Origin of the sequence: Gordonia amicalis (genome assembly GCF_022059885.1) — a bacterium.
Taxonomy (GTDB): domain Bacteria; phylum Actinomycetota; class Actinomycetes; order Mycobacteriales; family Mycobacteriaceae; genus Gordonia; species Gordonia amicalis.
The window spans coordinates 1,228,838-1,254,661 of sequence record NZ_CP091855.1 but is presented as its reverse complement, the minus strand read 5'-3'; the positions used below and the strand labels follow the sequence as shown (position 1 = coordinate 1,254,661).

The 25,824-nt window shown below is 68.0% G+C and carries 22 protein-coding genes; 15 read left to right on the top strand and 7 right to left on the bottom strand.

Annotation, left to right across the window (positions count from 1 at the left end):
* Nucleotides 1-13: 13 nt before the first annotated feature.
* The 3 genes from IHQ52_RS05730 to IHQ52_RS05720 all read right to left on the bottom strand — a co-directional run bounded on the left by IHQ52_RS05730 (nt 14) and on the right by IHQ52_RS05720 (nt 1,705).
* Entirely contained in the window at nt 14-694 is a 681-nt protein-coding gene (locus IHQ52_RS05730; protein WP_096272916.1) for a superoxide dismutase family protein, read from the bottom strand.
* Between the two features lie 133 nt (nt 695-827).
* On the bottom strand, nt 828-1,313 hold the full coding sequence (locus tag IHQ52_RS05725) for a LytR C-terminal domain-containing protein (protein ID WP_096272914.1): 486 nt from the start codon (nt 1,311-1,313) through the stop codon (nt 828-830).
* Nucleotides 1,314-1,360: 47 nt separating this feature from the next.
* Nucleotides 1,361-1,705 (bottom strand): DUF3263 domain-containing protein, encoded by a 345-nt coding sequence (locus IHQ52_RS05720; RefSeq protein WP_024500253.1) that lies wholly within the window; start codon nt 1,703-1,705, stop codon nt 1,361-1,363.
* Nucleotides 1,706-2,034: 329 nt separating this feature from the next.
* Here IHQ52_RS05720 and IHQ52_RS05715 point away from each other — a divergent pair, with 329 nt between their 5' ends.
* From IHQ52_RS05715 to IHQ52_RS05680, 8 genes are all read left to right on the top strand, one after another.
* Complete coding sequence (locus IHQ52_RS05715) at nt 2,035-2,646, top strand: peptide deformylase (protein ID WP_024500254.1); 612 nt, start codon at nt 2,035-2,037, stop codon at nt 2,644-2,646.
* Nucleotides 2,647-2,654: 8 nt separating this feature from the next.
* On the top strand, nt 2,655-3,680 hold the full coding sequence (locus IHQ52_RS05710; protein WP_024500255.1) for an N-acetylglutamate synthase, CG3035 family: 1,026 nt from the start codon (nt 2,655-2,657) through the stop codon (nt 3,678-3,680).
* The gene (locus tag IHQ52_RS05705) at nt 3,680-4,309 is read left to right on the top strand and encodes a guanyl-specific ribonuclease (RefSeq protein ID WP_024500256.1); all 630 of its coding nucleotides are present in this window, start codon (nt 3,680-3,682) and stop codon (nt 4,307-4,309) included. Before IHQ52_RS05710 ends, IHQ52_RS05705 begins: the two co-directional genes overlap by 1 nt.
* Entirely contained in the window at nt 4,306-4,818 is a 513-nt protein-coding gene (locus IHQ52_RS05700) for a barstar family protein (RefSeq protein WP_024500257.1), read from the top strand. The genes IHQ52_RS05705 and IHQ52_RS05700 overlap by 4 nt, the downstream gene beginning before the upstream one ends.
* A 59-nt stretch (nt 4,819-4,877) precedes the next feature.
* On the top strand, nt 4,878-5,507 hold the full coding sequence (locus IHQ52_RS05695) for a TetR/AcrR family transcriptional regulator (RefSeq protein WP_024500258.1): 630 nt from the start codon (nt 4,878-4,880) through the stop codon (nt 5,505-5,507).
* Between the two features lie 42 nt (nt 5,508-5,549).
* Nucleotides 5,550-6,770: an oxygenase MpaB family protein gene (locus IHQ52_RS05690; protein WP_375295676.1), complete on the top strand. Its 1,221-nt coding sequence runs from the start codon at nt 5,550-5,552 to the stop codon at nt 6,768-6,770.
* Nucleotides 6,767-7,909 carry a DUF5995 family protein gene (locus IHQ52_RS05685; RefSeq protein WP_096272912.1) on the top strand — a complete coding sequence of 381 codons (1,143 nt, stop codon included), beginning with the start codon at nt 6,767-6,769 and terminating at the stop codon, nt 7,907-7,909. Before IHQ52_RS05690 ends, IHQ52_RS05685 begins: the two co-directional genes overlap by 4 nt.
* A 69-nt stretch (nt 7,910-7,978) precedes the next feature.
* Nucleotides 7,979-8,764: an exodeoxyribonuclease III gene (locus IHQ52_RS05680; protein ID WP_024500261.1), complete on the top strand. Its 786-nt coding sequence runs from the start codon at nt 7,979-7,981 to the stop codon at nt 8,762-8,764.
* Between the two features lie 115 nt (nt 8,765-8,879).
* On the opposite strand, the gene IHQ52_RS05675 is transcribed toward IHQ52_RS05680, so the two are convergent.
* Nucleotides 8,880-9,632, bottom strand: coding sequence for a siderophore-interacting protein (locus IHQ52_RS05675; protein WP_024500262.1), 753 nt, complete (start codon nt 9,630-9,632; stop codon nt 8,880-8,882).
* Nucleotides 9,629-11,293, bottom strand: coding sequence for a long-chain-fatty acid--ACP ligase MbtM (mbtM, locus tag IHQ52_RS05670; protein WP_024500263.1), 1,665 nt, complete (start codon nt 11,291-11,293; stop codon nt 9,629-9,631). Before mbtM ends, IHQ52_RS05675 begins: the two co-directional genes overlap by 4 nt.
* A 339-nt stretch (nt 11,294-11,632) precedes the next feature.
* Here mbtM and IHQ52_RS05665 point away from each other — a divergent pair, with 339 nt between their 5' ends.
* The 7 genes from IHQ52_RS05665 (at nt 11,633) to IHQ52_RS05635 (ending at nt 24,255) form a co-directional block, all read left to right on the top strand.
* Nucleotides 11,633-15,088 (top strand): non-ribosomal peptide synthetase, encoded by a 3,456-nt coding sequence (locus tag IHQ52_RS05665; RefSeq protein WP_238064138.1) that lies wholly within the window; start codon nt 11,633-11,635, stop codon nt 15,086-15,088.
* 60 nt (nt 15,089-15,148) lie between these two features.
* On the top strand, nt 15,149-15,757 hold the full coding sequence (locus IHQ52_RS05660; RefSeq protein ID WP_006436918.1) for a GNAT family N-acetyltransferase: 609 nt from the start codon (nt 15,149-15,151) through the stop codon (nt 15,755-15,757).
* Between the two features lie 4 nt (nt 15,758-15,761).
* Nucleotides 15,762-17,561, top strand: a complete 1,800-nt coding sequence (locus IHQ52_RS05655; protein WP_238064137.1) for an IucA/IucC family protein — start codon at nt 15,762-15,764, stop codon at nt 17,559-17,561.
* On the top strand, nt 17,558-19,900 hold the full coding sequence (locus tag IHQ52_RS05650) for a penicillin acylase family protein (RefSeq protein ID WP_096272906.1): 2,343 nt from the start codon (nt 17,558-17,560) through the stop codon (nt 19,898-19,900). Before IHQ52_RS05655 ends, IHQ52_RS05650 begins: the two co-directional genes overlap by 4 nt.
* Nucleotides 19,888-21,330 carry a non-ribosomal peptide synthetase family protein gene (locus IHQ52_RS05645; protein ID WP_040004804.1) on the top strand — a complete coding sequence of 481 codons (1,443 nt, stop codon included), beginning with the start codon at nt 19,888-19,890 and terminating at the stop codon, nt 21,328-21,330. The genes IHQ52_RS05650 and IHQ52_RS05645 overlap by 13 nt, the downstream gene beginning before the upstream one ends.
* A gap of 67 nt (nt 21,331-21,397) precedes the next feature.
* Nucleotides 21,398-22,942 carry a pyridoxal phosphate-dependent decarboxylase family protein gene (locus IHQ52_RS05640; protein WP_006436922.1) on the top strand — a complete coding sequence of 515 codons (1,545 nt, stop codon included), beginning with the start codon at nt 21,398-21,400 and terminating at the stop codon, nt 22,940-22,942.
* Entirely contained in the window at nt 22,939-24,255 is a 1,317-nt protein-coding gene (locus tag IHQ52_RS05635; RefSeq protein WP_006436923.1) for a lysine N(6)-hydroxylase/L-ornithine N(5)-oxygenase family protein, read from the top strand. Before IHQ52_RS05640 ends, IHQ52_RS05635 begins: the two co-directional genes overlap by 4 nt.
* A 303-nt stretch (nt 24,256-24,558) precedes the next feature.
* On the opposite strand, the gene IHQ52_RS05630 is transcribed toward IHQ52_RS05635, so the two are convergent.
* Both IHQ52_RS05630 and IHQ52_RS05625 read right to left on the bottom strand, forming a co-directional pair.
* Nucleotides 24,559-25,233 (bottom strand): PIG-L deacetylase family protein, encoded by a 675-nt coding sequence (locus IHQ52_RS05630; protein ID WP_006434999.1) that lies wholly within the window; start codon nt 25,231-25,233, stop codon nt 24,559-24,561.
* Between the two features lie 190 nt (nt 25,234-25,423).
* Nucleotides 25,424-25,801: a carboxymuconolactone decarboxylase family protein gene (locus IHQ52_RS05625; RefSeq protein ID WP_040004542.1), complete on the bottom strand. Its 378-nt coding sequence runs from the start codon at nt 25,799-25,801 to the stop codon at nt 25,424-25,426.
* Nucleotides 25,802-25,824 lie beyond the last annotated feature (23 nt).

Below are 25,824 nucleotides of genomic sequence, written 5' to 3'. Positions count from 1 at the left end.
CGGATCGCGGTGCCTAGCTCTTCTCTTCGATGACGCCGCAGGCGATGCGGGAGCCGGCGTCACCGGTCTTCAGGGTGTCTTCCTTCGGTCCACCCGGGTACTTGTCGGCCGGGATGTTGCCGAAGTTGTCGGCCTTCTCGTGGATCATGATGGCCTTGCCGAAGACCTGCTGGAGCTTCACCGCGTCGGTCGTGGTGACCGTTCGGCCGGTGTGATCCTTCAGGATGTTGATCGAGACCAGGTCACCGCTCGCGGGGTGGCTGGTGTTGCCGTTGACCTGCAGGTGCCCACCCGCCGAGGTGAAGGCCTGTGCCCCGCCTGCACCGGCGTCGCAGGTGCCGTTCTCGTGGATGTGCATGCCGTGGAAGCCGGCCGGGAGGTCACCGTCGGTGATGCGGACGCTGACCGTGACCGCACCCTCGCTCTGGCTCTCGGCCGAGAAGGTGGCCTCGCCGACGACCTTGCCGGAGGCGTCCTTGATCTCGGCGACCGCGGTCTGGCCGCTGGGCTCGCTGTCCACGTCGTCCTCGGCACCCGGGGGCAGCGGTTTGTCGGAGACCACCGGCGGGGTCGTGCCGGGGACATCAGTGGGGTTCTGGTCGGGGCTACATCCGGCCAGGGCCACTCCGATCAGTCCCGCGGAAGCCAGCGCGGCGAGGGCGCGCGACGCGGTGAGTTTCGAACGTCCGGACATGTCACTCCTTGATCACTGTCACCGGGTCTGCGCCCGGTTGGGGCGGTTCACTGGGCGTCGGCCCAACGGTGCGCGACAACTACAGGCGCGCTGTTGAATTGTGGATGCTTCGACGATAGTCCGGCCTCGTGCGTCACGATCCACTGACCGCGGTCACCACGATGACCGGGAGCCCGCCCTTGCACCGGGTGAACGAGCTGGGACGCTCCTCTACGGAGACGGTGCCGCCCAACGCCTCCGCGAGCTGCTCGGCCTGCGCCTTGTCGGAGTCCTCGTCGTAGAAGACCGTGTTCTCGCTGAAGCCACCCGCGGTGTAGTTGCCGGGCTGGGCCATCGTGTAGCCCTTCTCCTTCAGCAGGTCGGTCACGTCCGACGCGAGTCCGGACACCTGGCCGGCGTTGATGACGCACACGCGCTTCGCCGACGCCGCGGCAGAGGTCGACGACGGGGTCGCTGCGGTGGGCGTCGAGGTGGCGGTCGCGGTCGTCTCGGTCTGGGGATCGCTTCCCGAGGTCGCCGCGGAATGCCAGCCGAGCCCGATGAAGACGACGGCCACTGCGAAGAGCATCATCGCCCCCGCGCGCAGCGGGAGGCGATTGGGCTCACGGTCTGCATTCATCACCGACGACCTTAACGCACCTCGGGTGGCTGACCGGGGTCAGCGTCTCAGGTGATCTCGAAGCCCAGACGACGCGCGGCGCGGGCCTTCTGGCGCGACGCACGGAGACGGCGGAGTCGCTTGACGAGCATGGGATCCGCGGCCAGCGCCTCAGGACGGTCCACCAGCGCGTTGAGCACCTGGTAGTACCGGGTCGCCGAGAGACCGAACAGTTCCTTGATCGCTTCTTCCTTGGCGCCGGCGTACTTCCACCACTGCCGCTCGAAGGCCAGGATGTCGTGTTCCCTGCGCGTCAGTCCGTCCGCACCGACCTCGTGCGGATCGAGCTGGGCTCCGTTGTCGGGGGTGGGTTGATCGCCTTCGTTCTGGCTACGCGCGACTGCGCCGTCCATCTCACTCCCTCACCGATGAAACCTGATGACCCTCACACCGTCGCCGACGTGCGCCGAGCCGGCGGACCGACCCGAGTTGACCGACTCGAGATTCCGGGACATGGCGACGAATCACAACAGTGTGGTTCGCAGACAATCTAACCACGGTCACGCCGTCCGATCGCGCTGTGACTCGCCACGACGCTCGGTCGGTCGAGACCACGCGTGAGCTGTCGCTGTAAGCCTCACCTCACCACGTTCACGTCGATCCGGGGAATCGGATGATTTCCGGACTGTGGCGCCGTACCCGGCGTCGTTCCGGCGCCCTGAGCAGCTATAGGGTGATCGGCATGGCGATTCTCCCGATCTGCATCGTGGGCGAGCCGGTGCTCCACCAGCCCACCTCCCCGGTCCCGCTCGACGCGGACGGCCGTCCGTCGCAAGAGGTCATCACCCTCCTCGACGACATGTACGAGACCATGGACGCGGCCCGTGGCGTGGGGCTGGCGGCCAACCAGGTCGGGGTCGGGTCCCGGATGTTCGTCTACGACTGCCCCGACGGCGACCGCATGGCCACCCGACGCCGCGGCGAGGTCATCAACCCGGTCCTCGAGACCTCCGAGATCCCCGAGACCATGCCCGATCCCGACGACAACGACGAGGGCTGCCTGTCCGTGCCGGGCGAGCAGTTCCCCACCGGCCGCGCCGACTGGGCACGCGTCACCGGCGTCGACCGGACCGGCGCCGAGGTCGTCATCGAGGGCAACGGCTTCTTCGCCCGCATGCTGCAGCACGAGGTGGGACACCTTGACGGGTTCCTCTACGTCGACGTGCTCGTCGGCCGCAACGCGCGGGCCGCGAAGAAGGCCATCAAGCGCAACAAATGGGGTGTCCCCGGGCTGACCTGGCTGCCGGGCACCGTCGCCGACCCCTTCGGGCACGACGACGAAGACGAGGACTGACCCACCAGGTGACTGTCTCGCTGTCGGGTGCCGTCGTCGGCGACCGGGTCGTCGTGCGCTATCTGCTGGGTTCCACGACACCCGCCGACTGGCGCGGCAATCCCGATGCCGCACAGTCGGATGTGACCGGCATCCTCGTCGACGACGCGGATCCCTTGCGGCTCGAGCGTGACGGCGAGGTGGTGTCGATCCCAGTCGCGACGGTGACATCGGTCCGGCTCCTCTCGGCACGTCCGGTGCGCAACAGGGAGATCCGCACACTCGAAGAGGCAGCGGCCCGTGCCTGGCCCGGCGTGGAGACCGCATGGATCGCCGGCTGGTTCCTCCGCGCCGGACTCGGCTTCACCCGCCGCGCCAATTCAGCTGTCCCACTGGACATGTCGGCCCATCCCGACGCGACCACGCTGCAGCGGATCGCTCGCTGGTACGCCGACCGCGACCTGCCGCCGCTCCTGGCGCTGCCCGACCGGCTGATGAAGGCATCGACCATCGGCGGCGTGGAGGACATCGAGGTACAGACGCTGACCTGCGACCTCGCGTCACTCACCGAGCGCCTCGCCGATTCACGGTCGGACGCGGTGCGGCTCGCGGACGAACCGGATGCGGCGTGGCTCGACGCCTACGCCGGACACCGAGCCGACGCCGACACCGACGTGGTCCGGCAGGTGGTGACAGCGGGTGACGAACCGCTGGTGTTCGCGTCGATCGATGCGGGCGGCACCGCGGCAGCTATCGGCCGGGGCATCGTCACCCAGGCCGCCGACGGCCGGAAGTGGCTGGGGCTCTCCGCATTGTGGACCGACCCCGCACGACGCCGCGCCGGCCTCTCCACCCAGGTGCTCGCCGAACTGGTGGCCTGGGGAGCCGAGAATGACGCCGACGCCGCCTGTCTGCAGGTCGAGACCACCAATCGCTCTGCCGGAGCGTGGTATCGGCGGCTCGGATTCGGCCTCCACCACGCCTACCGCTACCTGACCCCCGAGATCCCCTCCACCGACATCCCCACCGAGGACATCCCCACCGAGGACCACTGATGGCCCGCCGTTCACGTTCCCGTTCGACGCCCAGCGTCGCCCAGCGCCGGCGGCAGGCCGCGATCACCGTGGCCGCGTTCGTGATCATCGGGCTCGTCTTCGCGATCACGTGGTTCATCAACAACAGCCGCGACTCGAGCGCGGACGACATGCGTACGGCTGCGGCGTCGTCCACGACCAAGGCCACGAAGTCCAAGGCATCGAAGGCCGCGACCACAACCAAGACGACCACAATCAGGACGACCACCACCAAGACGTCGAGGCCGAAGACGTCCACGGCCCGGACGGCGACGAAGACCTCCAGGGCGTCGAAGACCTCGAAAACACCTGCTCCCGCATCGATTCCGGCGCACGTCACCCGCACGCTGGCGTACATCGACGCGGGCGAATGGCCCGAGGCCGCCCGGGCGCCGGGCACGAAGGGCGGAATGACCTTCCGCAACAACGAGGGTCATCTCCCGGCCACCGACGCGAACGACCGCCGGATCACATACCGAGAGTGGGACGTGAATCCCAAGGCCCCCAACCGCGGCCGGGATGCCGAGCGGATCGTCACCGGCAGTGACGGTTCCGCCTGGTACACCGCCGACCACTACCGCTCGTTCATCCAGATCCGAGGACCGTCATGACCGCGCCGCACGACGATTCGTTCATCGAGGACCTCCGCGCGTTCCTCGCCGGCGTAGGCCAAGACGGCCCCGCCGTCGCCGTCACGACCGCGCCGAGACTTCCCGATCTCGAGCCCGACACCCGCATCCGCACGGTCAGCGGCGCCACCGCGACCGACCTCGGTGGCCTGTACACCTCCTTCGCCCGCGTCTGGGATTTCCCGGACCACTTCGGGCGCAACAAGGATGCTTTCGACGACTGCATGCGGGATCTCGAAACCGCAGCCGCCGAGGGCGACGCCCCGTCGACGATCGTCGTCCACATCGCCCAGGCGCATCGGTTGCTGGATTCCGACGACGCAGGCTTCACATGGTTCGCGCAGTCCGTCGAGTTCTACCGCGATGAGTATCAAGATGGTGGACGCACCTTCGCGGTGATCCTGTCGACCTCGGATTCTCGTCTGGGCGAGGTGCGCTCCCGCTGGTCCGATGCGGGTGTGGCAATCACGGACCTGTCGAACCTCCGCTGATCAGGCCACGCCGGGTCGTGGCCCACCATGGCGTCGGACCGTCGTAACCTGGGGCGGAGATGACTACAGAACCGGCACGACGCGGCCGAGGCCGCCCTCCCGGCCCTCCGGTGGACCTCGACGCCCGTCGCGAGGAGCTACTCGACGCGGCCGAGGCCGCGATCCGCAGCTCCGGGGCGGAGGTCGGACTCGCCGAGGTCGCCAAGGCGGCCGGACTCACCCGCTCGGCGGTGTACGCGGCGTTCGCCGACCGGGACGCGCTCATGAATGCCCTGGCGGCGCGGCATGCGCGGAAGATCGTGGAGAAGCTCACCGTCGTGGTCAGCGGAACCATCGAACCGGCCGATCAGACGCGCGCCGCCATCGACATCCTGGCCGAATGGTTCGACACCGAACCCCAACTCGCCCAGCTCCTCACCGGCCGGCTCGACCAGTCCGCCGACGGGGAGTCCGGGGCCGTGGTCAGCGCGATCGCCGAGATCCTGCGCGCAGGCTTCCGCGCACGTGGTGGCGACGACGCCCCCGCCGATTCCTGGGCGCACGCGCTCGTGGGCGCGGTCTCGTCGACGGTGAGCTGGTGGTCGCGCACCCGGTCGATCCCGCGGTCGACGCTGGTCGATCACCTCCATCTCCTCATCTGGTCCGGTTTCGAAGGCGTCGACAGCAGGGCGAACGCCCGCAACCCTTGACCACAACCCATCAAAAAGACACACTGTCTTTTTATGAACGCCATGAGTACCGTCACACCGCAACGCGCCGCCTCGATCACCGGCGCCCGCAACTGGACGGAGGTGAGGTCCGCCCATCCCGAACAGGTCGACGCGATGGCCGACGGGTTGATGGTGGGCGACCCCGCCGCCGACGCCGTCATCGCCGAGATGTTCGCCGGCGAGGGGTGGGCGTGGCCCCAGATCATCGCCGCCGTCGACGATCCGACCCTGGGCGCCGACGCCCCACCCGCCCTGCAACGGTTCCTCGACCAGGCCGCCCATACACCGCCGTGGTTCGATCCGGCCGTCGCACGCGCCGGCGCCGAGGCGTGGTGGCGTTTCGGTTCGCTGCAGTCGAGCACCTTGTACCAGTCGCTGATCTACGGATATCAGGCCCGTGGATTCACCCGGCCCCTGGTGGAAACCGGCCGATTCACCGAAGGCACCTGGGACCGCGTCGTCGCCACCGGACGGTGGGTCACCCTCGCCACGGCCCCCGGAATGATGGAACCCGGCAACCCCGGCTGGTCGCAGACGCTGCGAATCCGCTTGGTGCACGCCATCATTCGCCACCACCTGCACGCGGGCGAGACATGGGACGACGATCAGTGGGGCGTACCGATCAACCAGACGTACTCACAGCTGACCATCACCGCCGGTTTCCTCGTCCTGCCACTCCGGGTCGCCAAGGACTTCGGAATCCAGTACTCCCAGGCCGAACTCGAGGCGATCACCCATCTGTGGCGTTGGATCGGCTGGGTGATGGGCGTCGACGAGCACCGGCTCCCGAAGAGCTTCGCCGACGCGCGGCGGACGGACCACATCGGACGCGAATTCCACCTGACCCCACCGGAGGAGTCCAAGCTGCTCGTCCAGGCACTCCTCGACGACGGGTACCGAACCGATCTCCGACTGCCCAAGCCACTCAACAACGCGGTGCACCGGTTGTCCCGGCCATTCCTCCGGAGCCTGTTCGCCTCCGTGTCGACCCGCTGGGTCGACGACGAGGTCGCGGCCGCAATGGGTTTGCGGTCCACGCCGCTGCATCACCTGGTGACCCTGGCGCGACCCGTCGTGCGCTCTCGCGAGATGGCGCGCGGCGCCGGACTGCTCGGCTCCGAGCGGAAGGTCGCGCATCGCGAACTACAGCTCGTCACCATGCAACTCGGCATCGACCTCGAGCACATCATGTCCACCCGTTACGACGCCGCCGACAAGGGCCACCTGGAGACCGTCGCATGACCGCCACCTTCACCCTCCGCCAGAAACTCCGTTGCACCCCCGAGGCCGCATGGCATCTGCTGACCGATCCGGAGCAGATGTGCCGGTGGTCGACGGCACCGATCAGCCCGCTGTCCAGCGGCCCGCAGGATCGACTCGACACCCCGGGCGCGCTGCGCATGGTGACGCTGCCGGGAGGACGGGTCAAACTGCGCGAGGTCATCGAAGATGCGGAGTTCCCAACGACATTCAGGTACCGCGTCTACGACGGTGGTCCTCTGCTGGTGGACCACCGCGGTCACCAGCGCGTCGTCGAGACCCCCGATGGCGTCGAGGTGCACTGGACCGTCCACATGACCCTCTTCCCCGGTGTTCTCTCTCATGTGATGGCCCGCAAGATCCGCGGAGAGGTGCAACGGTCCCTCGAGGTGATGGCGTCGATCGCCGGCGAGCTCGACGACGCGACGCTCACTCCCCCGAGCACCAGCCCACCCCGCGAACCCGACGACCTCGACGAACTCGTGGCGTCCGCGCTCGCGATCCGCGACCTACAGCAGGAGATCGCCGACGAGCTCGCCGGCGCCAACGACCCGAAACAGTGGTTCGCCCGCGTCTACCAGTACGTGACCGAGACGATGATCGACGCGGCCACCGGACGTCTCGAACTGGGACTGACCCACCCCGATTGGGTCCTCGCGATCATCCCGGTCTTCCACGACTACTTCGCCCGCAACCTAGACGCCTACCGGAACGGCGGCGACGTCGAGGAACCGTGGCGGGTCGCATGGTCTACCTGCGAGATCGTCAGCCCGGAGAAGCCGCATCTGCCGGTCATGGAAGGACTGCTGGCCGGGGTCTCGGCACACATCGAAGCCGATCTGCCGCGGGCGCTCGCGGAGGTCCGTCTCGACCGCTATCCCAACCGTGATCTGCGCGAATTCCGGCCCGACTACCTCCGGCTCGCCCCGGTCTTCACCGTCGCCTCCGACCGGCTGCTCGCCGATCTGCCCCGGAGCCACAAGCCCTGGTGGGCCGGGATCGCCGGCCGGTTCAACACCCAGTTCCGCGACGCCTTGCTCGCCCGGACCGGGTACGACGTGGCCCGACACCGCGTCCGGTCGTTCGAACGCGCCGTAGAGCTGGCCGCCAACCCCCGGTGACCCTGCAGGCCGACCGGCCACATTATGGTGGACCCGACATCGGCCACCACCATGATCGAGGAACGCTGCATGCGCTTCGCCACCTGGAACGTCAATTCGATTCGGGCGCGATCGGAGTCGGTCGTCGCGTGGATGGAGCAGGCCGACATCGACGTGCTGGCGATGCAGGAGACGAAGTGTCACGACGACGCGTTTCCGCTGATGAGTTTCCTGGCCGCCGGTTACGACGTGGCACACATCGGGCAGGGCGCCTACAACGGGGTCGCGATCGCGTCGCGGGTCGGCCTGGACGGCATCGAGATCGCCTTCGACGGCGTGCCCACCTATCCGGTCGACAACCAGCCGATCCGCGAGGCTCGCGCGATCTCCGCGGTGTGCGCCGGGGTGCGCGTGTGGAGTCTGTACGTCCCCAACGGACGTACGCCCGACGATCCGCACTACGAGTACAAACTGCGCTGGCTCGACGCGCTCGGTGACCACATCGCACTGCGGCTGGCTCACGATCCGGCCGTCGAGATGATGCTGGCCGGCGACTGGAACGTCGCCCAGACCGACGACGACGTCTGGGACCGCGAATACTTCGAGGGACGCACCCATGTCACACCTCCGGAACGCGCAGCGGTGCAGCGCTTCCTGGACGGCGGTCTGGTCGACTCCGCGCTCCCCTACGCCCCCGGTTACACGTTCTGGGACTACACACAGTTGCGCTTCCCGCGCGACGAGGGCATGCGTATCGACTACGCGTTCTGTTCACCCGCGCTCGACACACGCGTTATGGGCGCGCACATCGACCGCGAGGCGCGGAAACGCAAGGGCGCCAGCGATCATGCCCCGGTGGTGTTCGACCTCGCTTGACCGCTCCCTGAGGAGCGAGCCTGCGAGCATCTCGAAGAGTCCTTTCGATACGCCCTTCGCAAGCTCCGGGCTACTCAAGGAGCAGAAAGAGCGAGCTCGCGAGCGTCTCGAAGGGTCAGGCGAAGGACTTGCCCGGAATCCAGTAGGCCTGCGCCTTCACTGACTTCTTGGGGATTCCGTAGTCGTTCTTCAGCGTCGCCGACACCGCGCGGGTGCTGACCGAATCCAGTGCGACCCAACCGAAGTGGCCATTCGCATCGAAGGCCGCGGAGCGTACGGCGTCGACGAGTGCGGCCCCGTCGCGCTCACGGGCGATCCAGTGGACGGTGTCGTGCGCACGAGCACGCAGCGGCAGGGACCTGTCGCTCTCGTGCTGATACTCCAACCAGATCGTGGCAGGCGTCTCCGGGCGACCGGATGCCTCGATGGCGTCGAGCAGCGAGTTGATCGCCGGGAGCGAAGCCGCGTCACCGGCCATGACCCACCCGCGGACGTCGGCCGGCATGGCGAACTTCGAACCCATCACGGTGGCGTTGATCGTGTCCCCGGGCTGCGCCTGCTGCGCCCAGCGGGCGGCGATGCCGTCGTGGATCGCGAACTCGATGCCGAAGGTGTCGGCGGCAGGGTCGGCGTCGACGAGGGTGTACCCCCGTTGGTGGAGTTTGCCCGCGTCGTCGAACCACATCCGGATCCACATCGTGGGGTGCAGTGCTCGTTTCGCGAGGAGACCGCCGCCGCTGAAGGTCAGACGCACATAGTGTTCGGTCACCACCTCGGAGCCGGTCACGGTGAGCCGGAAGTCGTCGCCGCCCAGCAGCTTGAGGACGGCGCCCTGCCATCCACGACCTCTTGTCACCACTTGGCTCACTGTTGCTCGACCGATCCGAGCGTCCCGTCCTCGACCATCTGGCGGGTTTCGAGGCGACGGATCTTGCCCGAGGTGGTACGTGGAACCGAATCGGGGGCCAGGAAGATCACGTCCGCCGGCATGATCCCGCATGCCGATGCGACCTCCGACATGACCTCGGCACGAGCCTTTTCCGGGTCCGAACCCTTGTACTCGGCGACGATCACCAGGCCCGGACGCGACGACCCTTCGCCCCGCGCCATCGCGACCACGCCGCCACGCCGAACGCCGGCGGCCTCGGCGGCCGCGCGCTCGATCTCGATCGGGAACAGGTTGCGTCCGGCAACGATGATGACCTCTTTGGCCCGTCCACAGATGACCAGGCGGTCGTCGATCAGATAACCGAGGTCACCTGTGGAGAACCATTCCCCCGCACCGAGATCGGCGCTGCCGAGGTAGCCGCGCATCATCGAGGCACCACGGATCTCCACGTGGCCCACGGAACGACCGTCGACGGCGGGAACGTCAATATTCGGTTCGACGATCCGAATCTGCATGCCGCCCAGCGGCTTTCCGAGGATCGCGTACCGGCGTCGGATGGGTTCGCCGCCGCCGGGCGGGGTCACCGTCACCTCGTCGTAGTGTGCGCCCTCGCCGACCGCGGGCATCGTCACGGCACAAGCGGATTCGGCCATGCCGTAGGCGGGTGCCGCCGCCGAGCGATCGAAACCGAACGGCGCGGTCGCCTCGAGGAACTTGTCGAATGCGTCGGCGTCGATCGGCTCGCCGCCGCTGATCGCGACGCGGAGGTTCGACAGGTCGACGTCGCGCAGGAGTTTCCCGTAGCGACCGAGGATGTCGTAGGCGAAGTTCGGGGCGGCCGTCACGGTGGCCTTCGTCTCGGTCAGCCACTGCATCCACTTGAACGGCGCGGCGGCGAACGCGGTGTTCGGCAACACATAGGTGGAGATGCCGGTGGTCATGCCGGCGAGCAGGAACATCAGGCCCATGTCGTGGTACAGCGGGAGCCAACTGAACCCCGTGTCGCGGGTGCGGTGCAGTCCGAGGCGGCTCACGAGTTCGATCGCGTTGGAGTACACGGCCGACGACGTGAGCACCGCGGTCTTGGGGTCACCGGTCGACCCGGCGGTGCCCTGCAGGACAGCGACGGTGTTGCTGTTGACGTTGCGGGCGACGAAGTCGGTGGTGTCGGCGGCGACACCGAACTCGGCGACCCGCGCGATCCTCAGGTGACCGTCGACCTTCGACAGCAGGTCGAGCTGGGAGCCGCTGCCCAGGACGGTGCCGACACCGATCGAGACGAATCGCGAGTAGGTGGCCTGCGCCCACCGGTCCTCGTCGGCTCCACGGATGGGTCCGGGCAGAATGCTCACCGGCACTCCGACGAGCCACGCACCCTGGATCGCGGCGATCAGGTCGACGGTGGGATCGCCGATGAGTCCGACGGCGAGCGGCTCGTGGAGCTCACTGTCGGCGAGCAGCTGCACCGCGATCTGCTCGGCGCGTGCGTGGACCTCGCGCCAGGGCGCGGTCACCCACTCGCCGGTGTCGGAGTCGAGCACGGACAGCGTGGTGTTCCCCGCCGACATCGCCTCTCGGACAGTTGCTGCCAGGGTATTGGTGGAGCCGGCCTCCTCCAGGACCACGCTGCTCTGCGACATGTTCGTTCCCCGTTCTCGCCGACCGCGGCGTCGGCTGTCTCGTAAATCTGGCGAATGGCGTCCACTGCGCCGGAGCGCGCGAATCGCGTGGGTCGCGGCGACCGAACTCAGCCCACCACCCATGGGTAGGTTAGCCTAATCTTTGTAACGCACAAGGGGCGGTCGACTGCCCACCGAAGCGTGATTCAGATCATTTGGCGACATGGCGGTTCATAACTTAGGCTAACCTAAGTTTTGTCGCCGGCAGACGTTGGTCGCGGCGATTAGTTAGTATACCCTACCCTAAATTGGCGTACACGAGTAGACGACGTTCCCGAACCGCGAGAGGCACTTCGACTGATGGCCACGAACTCCGAGATGACATCCACCATCACCGATCTCGCCGACCCTGCCGTCATCCGTGCCGAGGTCGCCGGCGCTCTCGGCGTGACATCGGAGTCCCTCGACCCCACCCAGGACCTCATCGCCCAGGGACTCGACTCCCTGCGCATGATGCGACTGGCCGGCACCTGGCGCAAACGCGGCATCGACATCGACTTCGCCCGCCTGGCCGCCGCACCCACACTCGACGCCTGGACTGCACTCATCGGAAGTCCCGCGACCACCGCAGACACCGACGAGTCCCCGGAGAACGTCGACCCCACAGCACCTTTCCCGTTGGCGCCGATGCAGCACGCGTATTGGATCGGCCGCTCCGACAGCCATGCGTTCGGCAACGTCGCCGCGCACCTCTACATCGAATTCGACGGTCACGACATCGATCCGGACCGCTTCACCACCGCCATGAGCGCGCTGCTGGAGCGTCATCCGATGCTGCGGATCCGCGTACTCCCCGACGGCACCCAGGTCGTCGGACCCGCACATCCGGAGGCCATCGCCGTCCACGACCTCCGCGGCCGGCCGGCCGCGACGGTCGACGCGATCCTCGCCGAAAAGCGTTCACACGGAACGCATCGCGCCCTCCCGGTCGAGGAGGGCGCGGTCATCCGCGCGGAACTGAGCCTGCTTCCGGACGGCTCCACCCGCGTGCACCTCGACGTCGACATGATCGCGGCCGACGCCATGAGCTACCGCGTGCTCGTCGACGATTTCGCGCGTCTCTACCGCGGAGAGACCCTGCCGGAGCTCGGTGTCACCTTCGCGACGATCACGGCCGACCGGACGTCCCGTGAGATCCGCGACGAGGACCTCGCATGGTGGCGGGAGCGCATCCCCCACCTGCCCGGACCCCCCGAACTCCCAGTCGACGATCGCGCCGCCCGCGGCGAGGTGGAACCGCGCAGCGTCCGCCTCCACCATTCGGTCTCCGCCTCCGAGTGGAAACGACTCGAGGAACACGCCCATCGCCGGGGCGTCACCCCCGCGGCTGCGGTGGCGGCGGTCTTCGCCGAGGCCGTGGGCACGCACTCCGCGAATTCCCGCTTCCTGCTGACTGTTCCGCTGTTCGACCGTCCGCAGATCCACCCCGATGTCGAACGCGTGGTCGGCGACTTCACCTCCTCGATCCTCGTCGACGTCGACCTGAGCCAACCGGCGACGCTGGCCGAGCGCGCACATCAGATGCGTTCGGCAATGCATGACGCCGCTGCCCACGGTTCGATGAGCGGCCTCGACGTCCTCCGCGAACTCGGGCGTGCACGAGGCGAATCCGTCGTCTCGCCGGTCGTGTTCACCAGCGCGCTCGGGCTCGGCGACCTCTTCTCGGCGCAGTCCACCGACGTACTCGGCGACCCCACGTGGATCGTCTCACAGGGTCCCCAGGTACTGCTCGACGCACAGGTCACCGAGATCGCCGGCGGCCTGCTCCTGAACTGGGACGTCCGGGTGTCCGACCTCGACGAGACCACCGCCCGCGCGATGTTCGACTACTACGTCCGTCTCCTCGGCCTCCTCGTCGACGGCGAGTGGGACCTGGCCGCGCCCGATCCGGTCGCCGATGAGGTTCGTACACAACGTCGCTCGGTCGAGCACCCGCTCCCTGCCACCGATGTCTTCGACGGCACCCTGCACGGCACGATCTTCGGCCGCGCGGCGCAGCGGTCCGCGTATCCGGCGGTCATCACCGATGACCACACCTGGACGCACGGCGAGCTCACCGACGACGCACTCCGTGTGGCGGGCGCACTCGCCGCGGCGGGCCTCCGCACCGGGGACACCGTGGTCGTCCACCTGCCCAAGGGCGGCGACCAGGTCGTCGCCGCACTCGCCGTGCTCGCCGTCGGCGCCGCCTACGTACCGATCGCGCCGACGCAACCGGAGGCCCGCCGGGCCCGGATTGTCTCCATCGCCGGACCACGCGCTGTGCTCACCGCCGATGTCGGCGCCTGGGCGGACGGCGACGGACCCGCCGTCATCGACATCGCACATGCCCGAACCGCGGCACCGGCCGAGCCCGCAGAGGTGTCCGGCGAGGCGTTGGCCTACATCCTCTTCACCTCCGGATCGACGGGACTGCCCAAGGGCGTCCAGGTCCCACATCGTGCCGCGGTGGCCACCCTCACCGACCTCCTCGACCGCTACTCGCTCGACGAGCGTGATCGCAGCCTCCAGGTCTCCTCGCTCGAGTTCGACCTCTCCGTCTTCGACATCTTCGGACTGCTGGCCGTCGGCGGCGCCGTGGTGGTGCCCGGTGACGACGAGCGCATCAAGATCGACGACTGGGTGCGACTTCTCACCGAACACTCGGTGTCCGTACTCAACTGCGTGCCGTCGATCCTCGGCATGATCCTCGACATCGGTTCGCTGCCCGCGTCGATGCGGGTGATCATCATGGGCGGTGACAAGGTCGAGGTGTCGCTGCTCGACCGGGTCGCCGCACAGCTGCCCGACTGCCGGGTCGCCGGCCTGGGCGGCACCACCGAGACCGCGATCCACTCCACGATCTGCGATGCGGACGACGTGCCCGCCGGGATGGCGTTCGTGCCCTATGGCGTTCCGCTGCGCGGCGTCCGGTGCCGGGTCGTCGACGAGACCGGCCGTGATCGTCCCGACCTCGTCCCCGGTGAACTATGGATCGGCGGTGCCGGCGTCGCCGACGGCTATCGCGGCGATCCCGAGCGCACGGCGGATCGCTTCGTCCGCCACGACGGCGAGACGTGGTATCGGACCGGTGATCTCGCCCGCTATCTGCCCGGCGGATTCCTCGACTTCCTCGGCCGCGCCGACCACATGGTGAAGGTGCGCGGCTACCGTGTGGAGCTCGGCGAGGTCGAAGCCGGACTGCTCGGGCTCGACGAGGTCGGTTCGGCGGTCGCCTGGTCCGACGGCCGCGACCTGCGTGCCGCCGTCGTCCCTGCCGGGACACGGATCGACGAGGACGAGATCCTCGCCGGACTCTCCGAAACGCTGCCGCCACACATGATCCCGCGTTCGATCGCCGTGCTGGATGCTCTGCCCCTCACGGCGAACGGGAAGTACGACCGCAAGGCACTGGCAACCCTCGTCGACCCGTCGGACACCGGCCCGGCGGTCGTCGCACCGCGTACTCCGCTCGAGGAGGCGCTCGCCGTGATCTTCTCCGACGTACTGCCGGTCCGACCGATCGGTGTCACCGAGGACTTCATCTCGCTCGGCGGCGACTCGGTGCAGGCCACCCGCCTCGTGGCGCTGTCGCGCACCTGGCTCGACGCCCCGCGCCTGTCGGTCGCCGACATCTTCGGTCACCGGACCATCGCAGGCCTCGCCGAACGGCTCACCGCCCTCGAAGGCCCGCGCGTCACGCGCGTCGCCGAGATCCTCCTCGGCGTCGTGGCCCTGACCGACGACCAGGTGGACGCCGAGCTGGCCGGGACCTAACGCGCAGCCGGCAGCCCCGGTACCCACCACGACCGCAGACTTCACGACAGCAAAGGCATCATGACCACTTCATCGGCACCCGCGTACGACCTGCACTCGGTCGATCTCGACGACCTGTCGCACGCCGTCACGGTCCACGGATGGCTCACCCATCCCAAGGCCAAGTACTGGGACATGCTGGAGAGCTCGGTCGCGGACGTGGAGAAGATGATCCGGGAGACCGCGGCAGCGACCACCGGCACGCCCTACGGCATGCGTCTGGGCTACCACGACGGCCGACCGCAGTTCCTGTTCGAACTGTACGATCCGCAGACCAGCGAACTCGCCGACCCCGCAAGCGGTTACGTCCATGCCGAGGGCGACATCGGGATGCACCTGCTCGTCGCCCACGCCGAGCAGGCCCTGCCCGGATTCACCGGCGCGGTGATGCTGCACATCATGCGGACGGCGATCCTCGAGGTCGGCGCCGCGCGAGTGGTCGTCGAACCGGACGTGCGCAACACCGCGGTCCACCGCCTCAACGCCAGTGTCGGATTCCAGGTCGACGGCGACTATCCGGTCGGCGACAAGACCGCTCATCTGAGCTACTGCACGCGCGACGACTTCCTCCGCGTCACCGCCGGCGGCACCAGCGTCGGCGCGGTCGAGGTGACGGACCTGGGAGCGTGATCCGTTGACCGTCGAACAGATCCGCCATCCGCGAACCGCACTGCCGGGCACCGTGTCCCATCGGGAGACGTATCACCGCAGGATCGCCAGGAAGATACTGGCCGAGTTCTCTCACGAACGCGCCCTGAGTCCCGTCGAGACCGGACCGGGCAACTACGTCGTCGTCTCCGCCGACGGCGACACCGAATACCGTTTCCGCGCCGAGGTCCTCGCCCTGGAGAACTGGGCGATCGAGGAGTCGTCGTTGCGTCGTGTGCGACGTGGCGAGGAACTGCCCGTCGACGCCATCGCCTTGGTCGTCGACCTCGCACCGCTGCTCGGCATCGGCCCTCAGGCGCTGCCGGACTACCTCGAGGAATTCATCAACACCCTCGCCATCAGCGCCGACCGGCCCGACGAACGGCGCGTCACGGCAACCGATCTCGCGTACGCCGACTTCCAGACCATCGAGAAGACGATGACCGAGGGTCATCCCTGCATCGTGGCGAACGCCGGGCGCCTCGGCTTCAGCGCCGAGGACATCGAGCGTTACGCACCCGAGGTCGGCAATCACTTCCGGCTCGCCTGGGTCGCTGCCCGCCGTGAGGACTGTGACGTGGCGACGGTCAGCGGCGTCGACTACGACGCCATGCTGGTCGACGAACTCGGCGTCGAGACGCTGGCGGACTTCGACGCCGTCCTACGCGAATGCGGTTGTGAACCCGACGCTTACCACTACCTGCCGGTGCACCCGTGGCAGTGGACCGAGAAGGTCCGCAAGCTCTACTCCGCCGATCTCGCCGACCGGCGCATCGTGTTCGTGGGTGAGAGCCCCGACCTGTACCAGGCGCAGCAGTCGATCCGTACGGTCTTCAACTCGACCAGCCCCACCCGCCACTACGTCAAGGGTGCCCTGTCGATCGTGAACATGGGCTTCACCCGGGGCATGTCGGCGGATTACATGCGCACCACCCCGCTGATCAACAACTGGGTCCGCGGACTCGTGGCCGACGACCCGTACCTGGCCGCCATCGGATTCGAGATGATCTTCGAGGTCGCGGCCATCGGCTACCGCAGCCCCACCTTCACCCAGATCACCCAGCCGGGATCGGAGTACCGCAAGATCCTCTCGGCGCTGTGGCGCGAGAGTCCGGTCTCGCTCGTGGGCAGCGACGAACAGCTCGCCACCATGGCGGCGCTCCTGCACGTCGACCACCACGGCGACTCCCTTGTCGGTGCGTTCATCGCACGGTCTGGGATTCCCGCCGCCGAGTGGATTCGACGCTACCTCCGGACATACCTCCATCCGATCGCCTACCTGTTGTACCGGTACGAGCTGAAGTTCTCCCCCCATGGCGAGAACCTGATCCTCGTCCTCGACAACGGGATCCCGGTCCGTGCGATCCTCAAGGACATCGGCGAGGAGGTCTCGGTCTTCGGCGATCCGGAGGGGTTCCCCGAGAACTGCGCTCGCGTGCTCACCGCCGAACCCGACGAGATCCGCAACCTCGGCGTGCTGTCGGACATCTTCGACGACTTCCTGCGCCCACTGGCGGGCATCCTCCACACCCACCGGCTCGTCACCGATGGGCAGTTCTGGGACCTGGTGGCCGAGAGCCTGCGCGAATTCGTCGCCGCCCATCCCGATCTCGACGACAAGTTCGCGAAATGGGATCTGTTCGCGCCACATTTCGGTGCGGTCCACATGAACGGCCTGCAGCTGCGCAACAACAAACGGATGGTCGACATCGAGGACTCCTACGCATCTCTCATCGACGCCGGCCATCTGCTTGCCAACCCCGTCGCCGATCGGGGGCCCCGATGACCACCACGACCCCGTCGGCCGAATCTCCCGTCGCGGAGATCCTGCGCGACGCCCACGGCATCCCGCACGTGCTGGCCGCCACTCCGGCCGGGGCACTTTACGGACAGGGCCGTGCCTGCGGTCAGGACCGCCGGTGGCAGATCGAGTTCATGCGGCTGCGCGCCGAGGGCCGCACCGCCGAGGTCTTCGGCGGGTCCTGCGTGGAGTGGGACACCTTCGCCCGGCGAGCACGCCTCGATGCGGCCGCCGAACGGATGTACCACGCTTCCTCGGAGCGCACCCGAAACCTGCTGCGCGCCTATGCCGACGGCGTGAACAGTACCCTGTCGGATGCCGATGGCGTTCCTCCGGCACCGGAACTCGCAGCGCTCGACCATCATCCGGAGCCCTGGCGGCCGTGGACCCCGATCTCGGTCTTCATCATGCATCACGTGCTGTTCGGCCGGTTCACCACGAAACTGTTCCGGCTCCACGCCTGCCGCACCACCGGACCGGATGCATTGCGGTTCTGGGCCTTCGAGGGCAGCGAGAACGACCCGACCGTGCCGAGGATTCCCGACGAGGCATTCCTTCGCGAGATCCTCGATCTCACCCGGCCCACGCCGGTCGCCGAATCCCCCGTCGGGGAAACCGTCGACCTGGGGGATCCGATGTCGGGCAGCAACGCGTGGGGTGTCTCCGCGGCCCGCAGTACCACCGGGTCGCCGATCGTCGCCGGCGACCCGCACCGATTCCTCGAACTGCCCGGCATCTACCAGCAGTTCCACCTCGCCTCGACCGACCCGGCACAGTCCTTCGACGTGGCCGGTTTCGCCTTCGCGGGCGTCGCCGGGATCCCGCACTTCGCTCAGGGCGAGGAGATCGCCTGGGGCATCACCAACGCGATGGCCGACTACCAGGACCTGTACGTCGAGCGACTCACCCGCGACGAGACGGGCACATTGCTCGTCGAGGTGCCCGGCGGAAACCGGGCGCCGGCCACCGTCCACACCGAGCAGATCGGCGTCCGCGACTCCGAACCCGTTGCGGTCGAGGTGATCACCACACACAATGGCGCCGTCGTATTCGGTGGTCCGGATGAGCCGTTCGCGATCAGCCTGCGTTCGCCGCTGCTCTCGACGGACGTCACCTTCGACGCCCCGCTCGACCTGCTGTTCGCCCGATCGATCGCCGACGTCGAAGCCGCGCTGTCGTCCTGGGTCGAGCCGGTGAACCGTGCCGTCGTCGCGCACGCCGACGGAACGACCGTCACCCACGTGGCCGGACGGGTACCCGTCCGGGCTCCGGAGAACTACTGGCTACCGGTTCCCGGCTGGGACGAGCGCTACCAGTGGCAGGGCTACGAACCGGGTTCACTGGGCGACCCCGATTTCGACGCGACCGTGGCCGACGGCGGTGTCAGCGTGACCGCGAATCAACGGATGTCCACGGTCCCTGCGCTGCAACCGATCACCACCGAGTGCGTGGAGGCGTTCCGCGCCGACCGCATCACCGCTCGTCTCGACGAACTCGACGCGGTCAGCGCGGACGACTGCGGAAACATCCACCGCGACATCCGCCTCGACCAGGCGGAGGTGGTCCAGCGACTCCTCACCCGGGTGGTGGGCAACACCCCGGCCGCCGAGGACTTCCGGCAACGCATCCTCGCCTGGGACCGCACCATGGGCGCCGACAGCACCGACGCCTTCCTGTTCGCCGAGTTCCGCAGTCAGCTGGTGCTCGGAGTCGCGCGCACCGACGTCCTCGCCCCGCTGCGGGGTCCGCACGGCTTCCCCGCGGTGTTCCAGCCGTGGTTCGTCCCGGAGCCGCGCCTCGCCACCGCCATCACCACGGTGATCGCCAACTCCGCGGTGATCGGGATAGACATCGGCGAGGTTGCGCTCGACGCGCTCGACGCCGTCGTCACCCGCGTCGAGGCGATCGGGCACGTCCCCCGCTGGGGCAGCGTGCACGTGCTCGCCCCGATCCACGGTTTCGATCTCGTCGGTGCGTCACCTCGACATCCGGAGCTGTTTGCGGCGCTGCGACCCACTCCGCTGCCCCTCGCCGGGGATTCGGAGTGTGTCTTCGCCAATGCGTCCGCGGTCGGCACCCACGTGTGCATCACCGGCTCCGCGGCCCGCTATGTCTGGGACCTCGCCGACCCGCGGGCGAGCCTCTGGGTGGTGCCACTCGGCGTCAGCGGCGACCCGGATTCCGAGCACTTCCAGGACCAGGCCCCACTGTGGGCGGACGGCCGATTGATCCCGGTGGCCCGCGACTGGGATGTCCTGCGCGCGGACGACCCCACCGTCATGTCCACCGTCACTTCGACCGAGGGAGAACCGTGCCCACATTGACCGAAGCGCGACTCACACTGCTCCGCCGGCGGATTGCGGAGTCCGGCGACGCCGCTGCGGGCGAGGCCCGCCCCGACCCGAGCGCACAGAACCCGGATTCCTTCGGGCAGTTCGGCATCGCCGAACGTCGAATGTGGAAGATCTACGAGCTCGATCCGGAATCGGTATCGCACAACATCGGTCTGGTCATCGAGTTCGACGGCGATCGAACCGTCGAATCCGTGGTCGCCGCAGCGGAACTACTCGTCGAACGCTTCGAGGTTCTCAGTTCGATCGTCGAGGTCGAAGCCGGAGTACCCCACCGTGTGAAGGTCCGTCGAGAAGGACGGTGGGCCGCAACCCGTTCGGTCTGGACCTGGGGTCTCGACGACGCCGCGGTCGGCTCGACGGAGAGCGACACCATGGCCACGCGGTTGACCCGCACCCCATTCGACCTGTTCACCGAGGTGCCGTTACGCCTGCGTGTCTCGGGAGGTGACGGGCGGGTGAGCATGATCCTGGTGGTTCACCATCTCGCGGTCGACGACACCTCATGGCCTTCGCTGCTCGGCACGCTCGTGTCCGGCGAGTGGATCGGGGACGTGCACGCAGAGGCCCGGCCCGCCACCCCGGATGCCGCCACTGCGGCCGAGACCACCGACGCCGCGGTACGCCACGCTCTCGACACCTGGGCGGCCGACGATGTGCGCCACCCGCTCTCCGGCGAACTGCCCGCCGAGAGCGCCGCGGAGAGCTGGCTCTCCCCGATGGACGATCGGGAGGGCATCAAGGTGGCCGCCGCGGTCGCCGACGAATCGCTCGCCGCGTTCGACCGGGTCGCACAGATCGTCGGCGCTACACCCAACGCGCTGCTCATCGGAGTGTGCTCGCTGGCCGCGTTCGCGCTGACCGGTTCACCCGACCATGTGCTCGTGGTCCCGGCCGACAACCGGCGCCGCACACAGCCACCGCAGCGTATCGGCTACTGCGGCAACATCATCCCGATGCGTTTCCGCGTCGACCCGACCGCGACCGTCGAGCGGGCCCTGCGCGATGCCGCGTCGGTGATCTACCGGGCGATGGAACACTCCGGCACCGACTTCGGCCCGATCCTCACTGCACTTCGCCAGCGGGGCGGCCGGTTCCCGGTCATGGAGATCATGGCTTCGGTGCGTCCCGCGCCGCTGCGCGGCGTCGCCCGACCCGACGGCCCTCCGGCCACCTGCCGTTCGGTGTTCAACGGAATCGCCAACTATCCGTTGTCGATCGCCTTCGAGACCGACGACCACGCCACCCACGTCGAGGTCGATCACCAGCCCGGAATCGTTCCCGACCACGTCGCCACGCGCGCCACCGGCGTGTTGACCGCACTCGTCGACCTCATCCCGTCCGCTCTGGGCTCGACGGTCGCCGAACTACTCGCGGATCTCGAGAGACGGGTCCCGGCGTGACGGACCGACACGCGCACGGAGACCGAGCGCATGATCACACCACCATCGAAAGTCCAGGGGGAACTCAGTGACCGAAGACCGCGTGTCCGCGTGGGGGGCTTCCCGTTTCGCCCGGCCGGGAACGGGATGGGCGGACATCGGCCGCGGTCTGGCCGAGGCGGCCGAGTCGGTCACGGCTCACCACCACGGCGCGCCACTGCCCGCCGGGGATCCGGTGTCGGTGCTCGCCGCGGTCACCGAATCCCTGGGTGGCCCCGGAATCCCCGATTCCGGGATCGGCGAGTCCGAGGCCCTGTCACGACTCGCGCGCCTGGTGGCCGAGTACGGTCTCGATCTCACCCATCCGCTGACCGCAGCTCATCTGCAGCCGGCACCTCTGTCCGTCGCGGTGGCCGCGGATGCACTCGCGAGCGCCACCAACGCCTCGCTGGACACCTATGACTCGGGACCCGCAACGCTCGCCCTGGAGACCTGGACCGTTCGCTCACTCGCCCGCATGGCGGGATTCGGCGAGCAGGCCGGTGGCGTCTTCAGCCCGGGCGGATCGATCTCGAACCTGCTGGCCCTCATGATCGCCCGCGATCACACCGCCGCACGCCGTGGCATCGACGTCCGGCACGACGGTGTGGGCGCGCTGCGCCGACCCGTGGTGTTCTGCTCTCGCGTCGCCCACTTCTCCGTGCACCGCGCATGCGCCGCACTGGGTCTCGGCGAATCCGCGGTCATCCCGGTCGAGGTCGACTCCCATCACCGGATCGTCCCGGAAGCACTCGAGGCCGCGATCCGGCAGGCCGGCGATGTCACCCCGCTCGCGATCGTGGCGACGGCCGGTACCACCGACTTCGGCACCGTGGACCCGCTGCCCGAGATCGCCGACATCGCCGAGCGTCACGAGATCTGGCTGCACGTCGACGCCGCATACGGATTCGGCACGCTGTTCTCCGATCGTCTGTCCGGACTGCTCACCGGCGTCGACCGGGCGGACTCGGTCACCCTCGACCTGCACAAGGTCGGCTGGCAGCCGGCCGCCGCCAGCCTCATGCTGCTCTCTGATGCCAACCGGTTCGTGTCGCTGAACCGTTCGGTCGCCTATCTCAACCCCGACGACGACGTCGAGGCCGGTTACAGCGGCCTGCTCGGTCAGACCCTGCAGACCACCCGCCGGCCCGACGTGCTCAAGGTCGCGGCCACGCTGATGGCCTACGGACGCCGCGAACTCGGCGGGATGCTCGAGCGGTGCAACGACCTCGCGGTGTACGCCGAACAACGGGTGGCCACGGAGTTGCAGCTCGAACTCATCGCACCGGTCACGCTGACCACCATCGTCTTCCGCTATCGCTGCGCCGACCTCGACGCGGTCAACGGCGAATTGCGACGTCGCCTCATCGCCGATGGCAAGGCGCTCATCGGGCGCACCCAGGTACGGGTGCCCGGCGAGGACGAACCCCGGACCTGCCTGAAACTGACACTTCTGAACCCGGAGACCTCGGAGAGCGACATCGACGACCTGTTCGACGAACTCCTGCGTCTCGCAATCGAAGTGGAATCCGAGAACGCCTCGGCGTCCAGCGACCAGGCCCACAGTGAAGAAATGGTGAGGGTGTCGGAATGACCCGAGTTGAGAATGTAGATGTCCTGGCGGTCGGCTGCGGCCCGTTCAATCTGGGGCTCGCCGCGCTGGCGTCGACCGTCGAGGACCTCGACGTGCTCGTCGTGGACTCGCGCGACGAGTTCCGGTGGCATCCAGGACTGATGTTCGACGAAGCCCGACTGCAGGTGGGTTTTCTGTCGGACCTGGTGACCCTGGTCGATCCGACGCACCCTCTGTCGTTCCTGAACTACATGGCCGACACCGACCGGATGTACCGGTTCCTGGTGCGGGAGAGCTTCTACCCCACCCGCGTCGAGTACGAGACCTACCTGCTCTGGTGTATCGAGCGGCTCGACTCCCTGCGCTGGGGCACCACCGTCACCGAGGTCAACTGGGATGACGAGGCCGACGCCTTCCGCGTCTCCATCGTCTCCGGCGGCGCGACGTCGACCGTGATCGCCCGCCACGTCGTCGTGGGCGTCGGCACCGAACCGTTTGTGCCGGAATCATTGTCGTCGGAGTCCTCGGCGGTCGTGCACAGCTCGGACTACCTGTACCACCAGGACAAGGCTCATGCCGCCGACTCGGTGACCGTCATCGGGTCGGGACAGTCGGGCGCGGAGATCGTGGTCGACCTCCTCGAGGCGAATCTCCGCGGCGGACCGGCCGTCCGCTGGTGGACCCGCACCCCGTGGTTCGCCCCGCTCGACTTCACCAAGATGTCGCTGGAGATGACCACCCCGGCGTACATGGATTACTTCCACAGCCTGCCGGAAGAGGCCCGCGACCGGATCCGCCCGCAGCACTGGCAGTTCCACAAGGGCGTCTCCACCGACACCCTCGAGCGGGTGCACGAGCTGCTGTACCAGCGTCAGCTGCGGGAGAAGCTCAACCCCGTCCAGCTGCGCATCTCGACCGAGGTCGAAGGCATCGACACCCTCGCCGGCGGCACACTGAAGGTCCGCGGACGCCACCTCGACACCGGCACCCCACTCGCGCACACCACCGACATGGTCATCGCCTGCACGGGCTACCAGGCCCGCAAGTCGGACTTCCTGGCCCCCATCGAGTCTCAGCTGCACCGGGATTCACGCGGTCGTCTCGTCATCGGCGCGAATCATCAGGTCGAAACCGAATCCGCCCTGACCAACCGGGTGTTCGTGGCGAACGCCGAGGAGCACGCCATCGGCGTCTCGGCGCCCAACCTCGACATCGGCGCGGTCCGCAACGCCCGAATCCTCAACGCCGTCATGGGTCGCGAGGTGTACCGGCTGCCGAAGGACACCGCTTTCACCAGCTTCGGGATCGACGACACCGACGACGTCGTCGGCTAGGACTCAGCGAGCAACGCCCCTCGCTCCCTGAGGTGCGAGGAGCGCAAGCGACGAATTCCCCCTCGCTCCCTGAGGTGCGAGGAGCGCAAGCGACGAATTTCCCCTCGCTCCCTGAGGTGCGAGGAGCGCACACGACGAATTTCCCCTCGCTCCCTGAGGTGCGAGGAGCGCAAGCGACGAGCCTCGAAGGGCTGGCGAGATGACGTCGCCGGCTCTTCGAGAGCTGCCGAAAACTTCGTCCACATGAGCAGCACCCGAGGGCATATCCGGGCCGCTGCGAAATGCTGGTTCATGAGCTGTCCATCAGGCCGTGGTGTCCGCGGAACGCGCGGGAGGGCGGAGACGGATCCGTTCGTCGTTGCCTTCGAGTTCCAGGCGGCGGGCGAGGACCGAGTTGTTGCTGGCTTGGCTTTCGTGACAGTTGATTGCAGCCCGCTGTATGGCGCGGTCGACGGCGATGTCCACGGTCCCGTCGCCGTCGAGGGCGACGAACGTGGTGTCGAACTCGGCGTTGAGCTTCGCGGCGACGGCGGGGGCGACGCCCCACTCGAGCACCATCAGCTGATGACGGTCGGCGACGCGATGAGCTGTGGCGGTCGCGGCCTGGTGATCGGGGTGTCCGGTGACGCCGCCCGGTTCGAACACGACGAGCGTGGCCGCATCACCGAGGTTGTCTTGCACGACCTCGTCAAGGGCAGCGGGCGCGATCTCGCGCAGATGACCGTCGGGAAAGTCGTGGAGCACGATGTCGCTGACGCCCAGGCGTTCGGCGGCGGCGGTCAGCTCGTCACGGCGCACGGTCGCAAGGTCCGCGACGGCTCCGAGGGTGCTCGCTTCACCGTAGGTCAGGCACACCACCCGCACGACGGTCCCGGCTGCGGTCAGTGCGGCTAGTACGGCACCCAACCCGAAGCTTTCGTCGTCCGGATGGGCCAGCACCGCCAATGCCGGCCCGCGGCCGGCGACGTCATCGAGCACTGACGTACCCCCGCCGCTAAACACCTCGGCCGCCTCGGCGGTGGCGTCGGCCCTCTGATGTTCGGTGGGGCTCGCACCAGACGAACAGCGGCGCAGCCCCCGCACGATGGCCGGAGGTCGACCTACGGTGTTTGGCCATCGTGGTCATCTCGGGTGGGAGAGATCGCGGGAACGCGTTCCATGCCATCGTTTACGGTCCGGGTGCGGCGTTCTCGCTGCTGGAGGCCCGTTCAGCGTGGAATTCGTTGAACGCGGCAAAGGCGCGGGGCCCGTATACGGTGGCCGGCCCACCGGCCATCATGATCGCGACGCCGATGGCTTCGGCCGCTTCCTGCGGTGTGCTGCCCTGTATGGCCGCGCCACGCGCATGTGCGGCAATGCAGCCATCGCATTGCGTGCTCACAGCGATCGCCAAGCTGATCAGTTCCTTGGTCTTGGCGTCGAGCGCCCCGGCGGTCAGGGACGCTGCGTAGAGTTGTCCGAAGCTCTCGTAGATCTGCGGGATCGCCTGGCGCAATGCCCGGGCGGGTGCGCGAAGTTCCTGTTGGACATCCTTGCCGTAGCCCATGCTGTGCCTGCCTCCCACTGTTC

Coding starts and splice junctions, on each gene's coding strand:
- IHQ52_RS05695 (WP_024500258.1), top strand. CDS start 4,878: ATGACTACAGAACCGGCACGACGCGGCCGAGGCCGCCCTCCCGGCCCT.
- IHQ52_RS05730 (WP_096272916.1), bottom strand. CDS start 694: ATGTCCGGACGTTCGAAACTCACCGCGTCGCGCGCCCTCGCCGCGCTG.
- IHQ52_RS05700 (WP_024500257.1), top strand. CDS start 4,306: ATGACCGCGCCGCACGACGATTCGTTCATCGAGGACCTCCGCGCGTTC.
- IHQ52_RS05725 (WP_096272914.1), bottom strand. CDS start 1,313: ATGAATGCAGACCGTGAGCCCAATCGCCTCCCGCTGCGCGCGGGGGCG.
- IHQ52_RS05720 (WP_024500253.1), bottom strand. CDS start 1,705: ATGGACGGCGCAGTCGCGCGTAGCCAGAACGAAGGCGATCAACCCACC.
- IHQ52_RS05705 (WP_024500256.1), top strand. CDS start 3,680: ATGGCCCGCCGTTCACGTTCCCGTTCGACGCCCAGCGTCGCCCAGCGC.
- IHQ52_RS05650 (WP_096272906.1), top strand. CDS start 17,558: ATGACCACCACGACCCCGTCGGCCGAATCTCCCGTCGCGGAGATCCTG.
- IHQ52_RS05680 (WP_024500261.1), top strand. CDS start 7,979: ATGCGCTTCGCCACCTGGAACGTCAATTCGATTCGGGCGCGATCGGAG.
- IHQ52_RS05660 (WP_006436918.1), top strand. CDS start 15,149: ATGACCACTTCATCGGCACCCGCGTACGACCTGCACTCGGTCGATCTC.
- IHQ52_RS05715 (WP_024500254.1), top strand. CDS start 2,035: ATGGCGATTCTCCCGATCTGCATCGTGGGCGAGCCGGTGCTCCACCAG.
- IHQ52_RS05690 (WP_375295676.1), top strand. CDS start 5,550: ATGAGTACCGTCACACCGCAACGCGCCGCCTCGATCACCGGCGCCCGC.
- IHQ52_RS05665 (WP_238064138.1), top strand. CDS start 11,633: ATGGCCACGAACTCCGAGATGACATCCACCATCACCGATCTCGCCGAC.
- IHQ52_RS05635 (WP_006436923.1), top strand. CDS start 22,939: ATGACCCGAGTTGAGAATGTAGATGTCCTGGCGGTCGGCTGCGGCCCG.
- mbtM (WP_024500263.1), bottom strand. CDS start 11,293: ATGTCGCAGAGCAGCGTGGTCCTGGAGGAGGCCGGCTCCACCAATACC.
- IHQ52_RS05685 (WP_096272912.1), top strand. CDS start 6,767: ATGACCGCCACCTTCACCCTCCGCCAGAAACTCCGTTGCACCCCCGAG.
- IHQ52_RS05625 (WP_040004542.1), bottom strand. CDS start 25,801: ATGGGCTACGGCAAGGATGTCCAACAGGAACTTCGCGCACCCGCCCGG.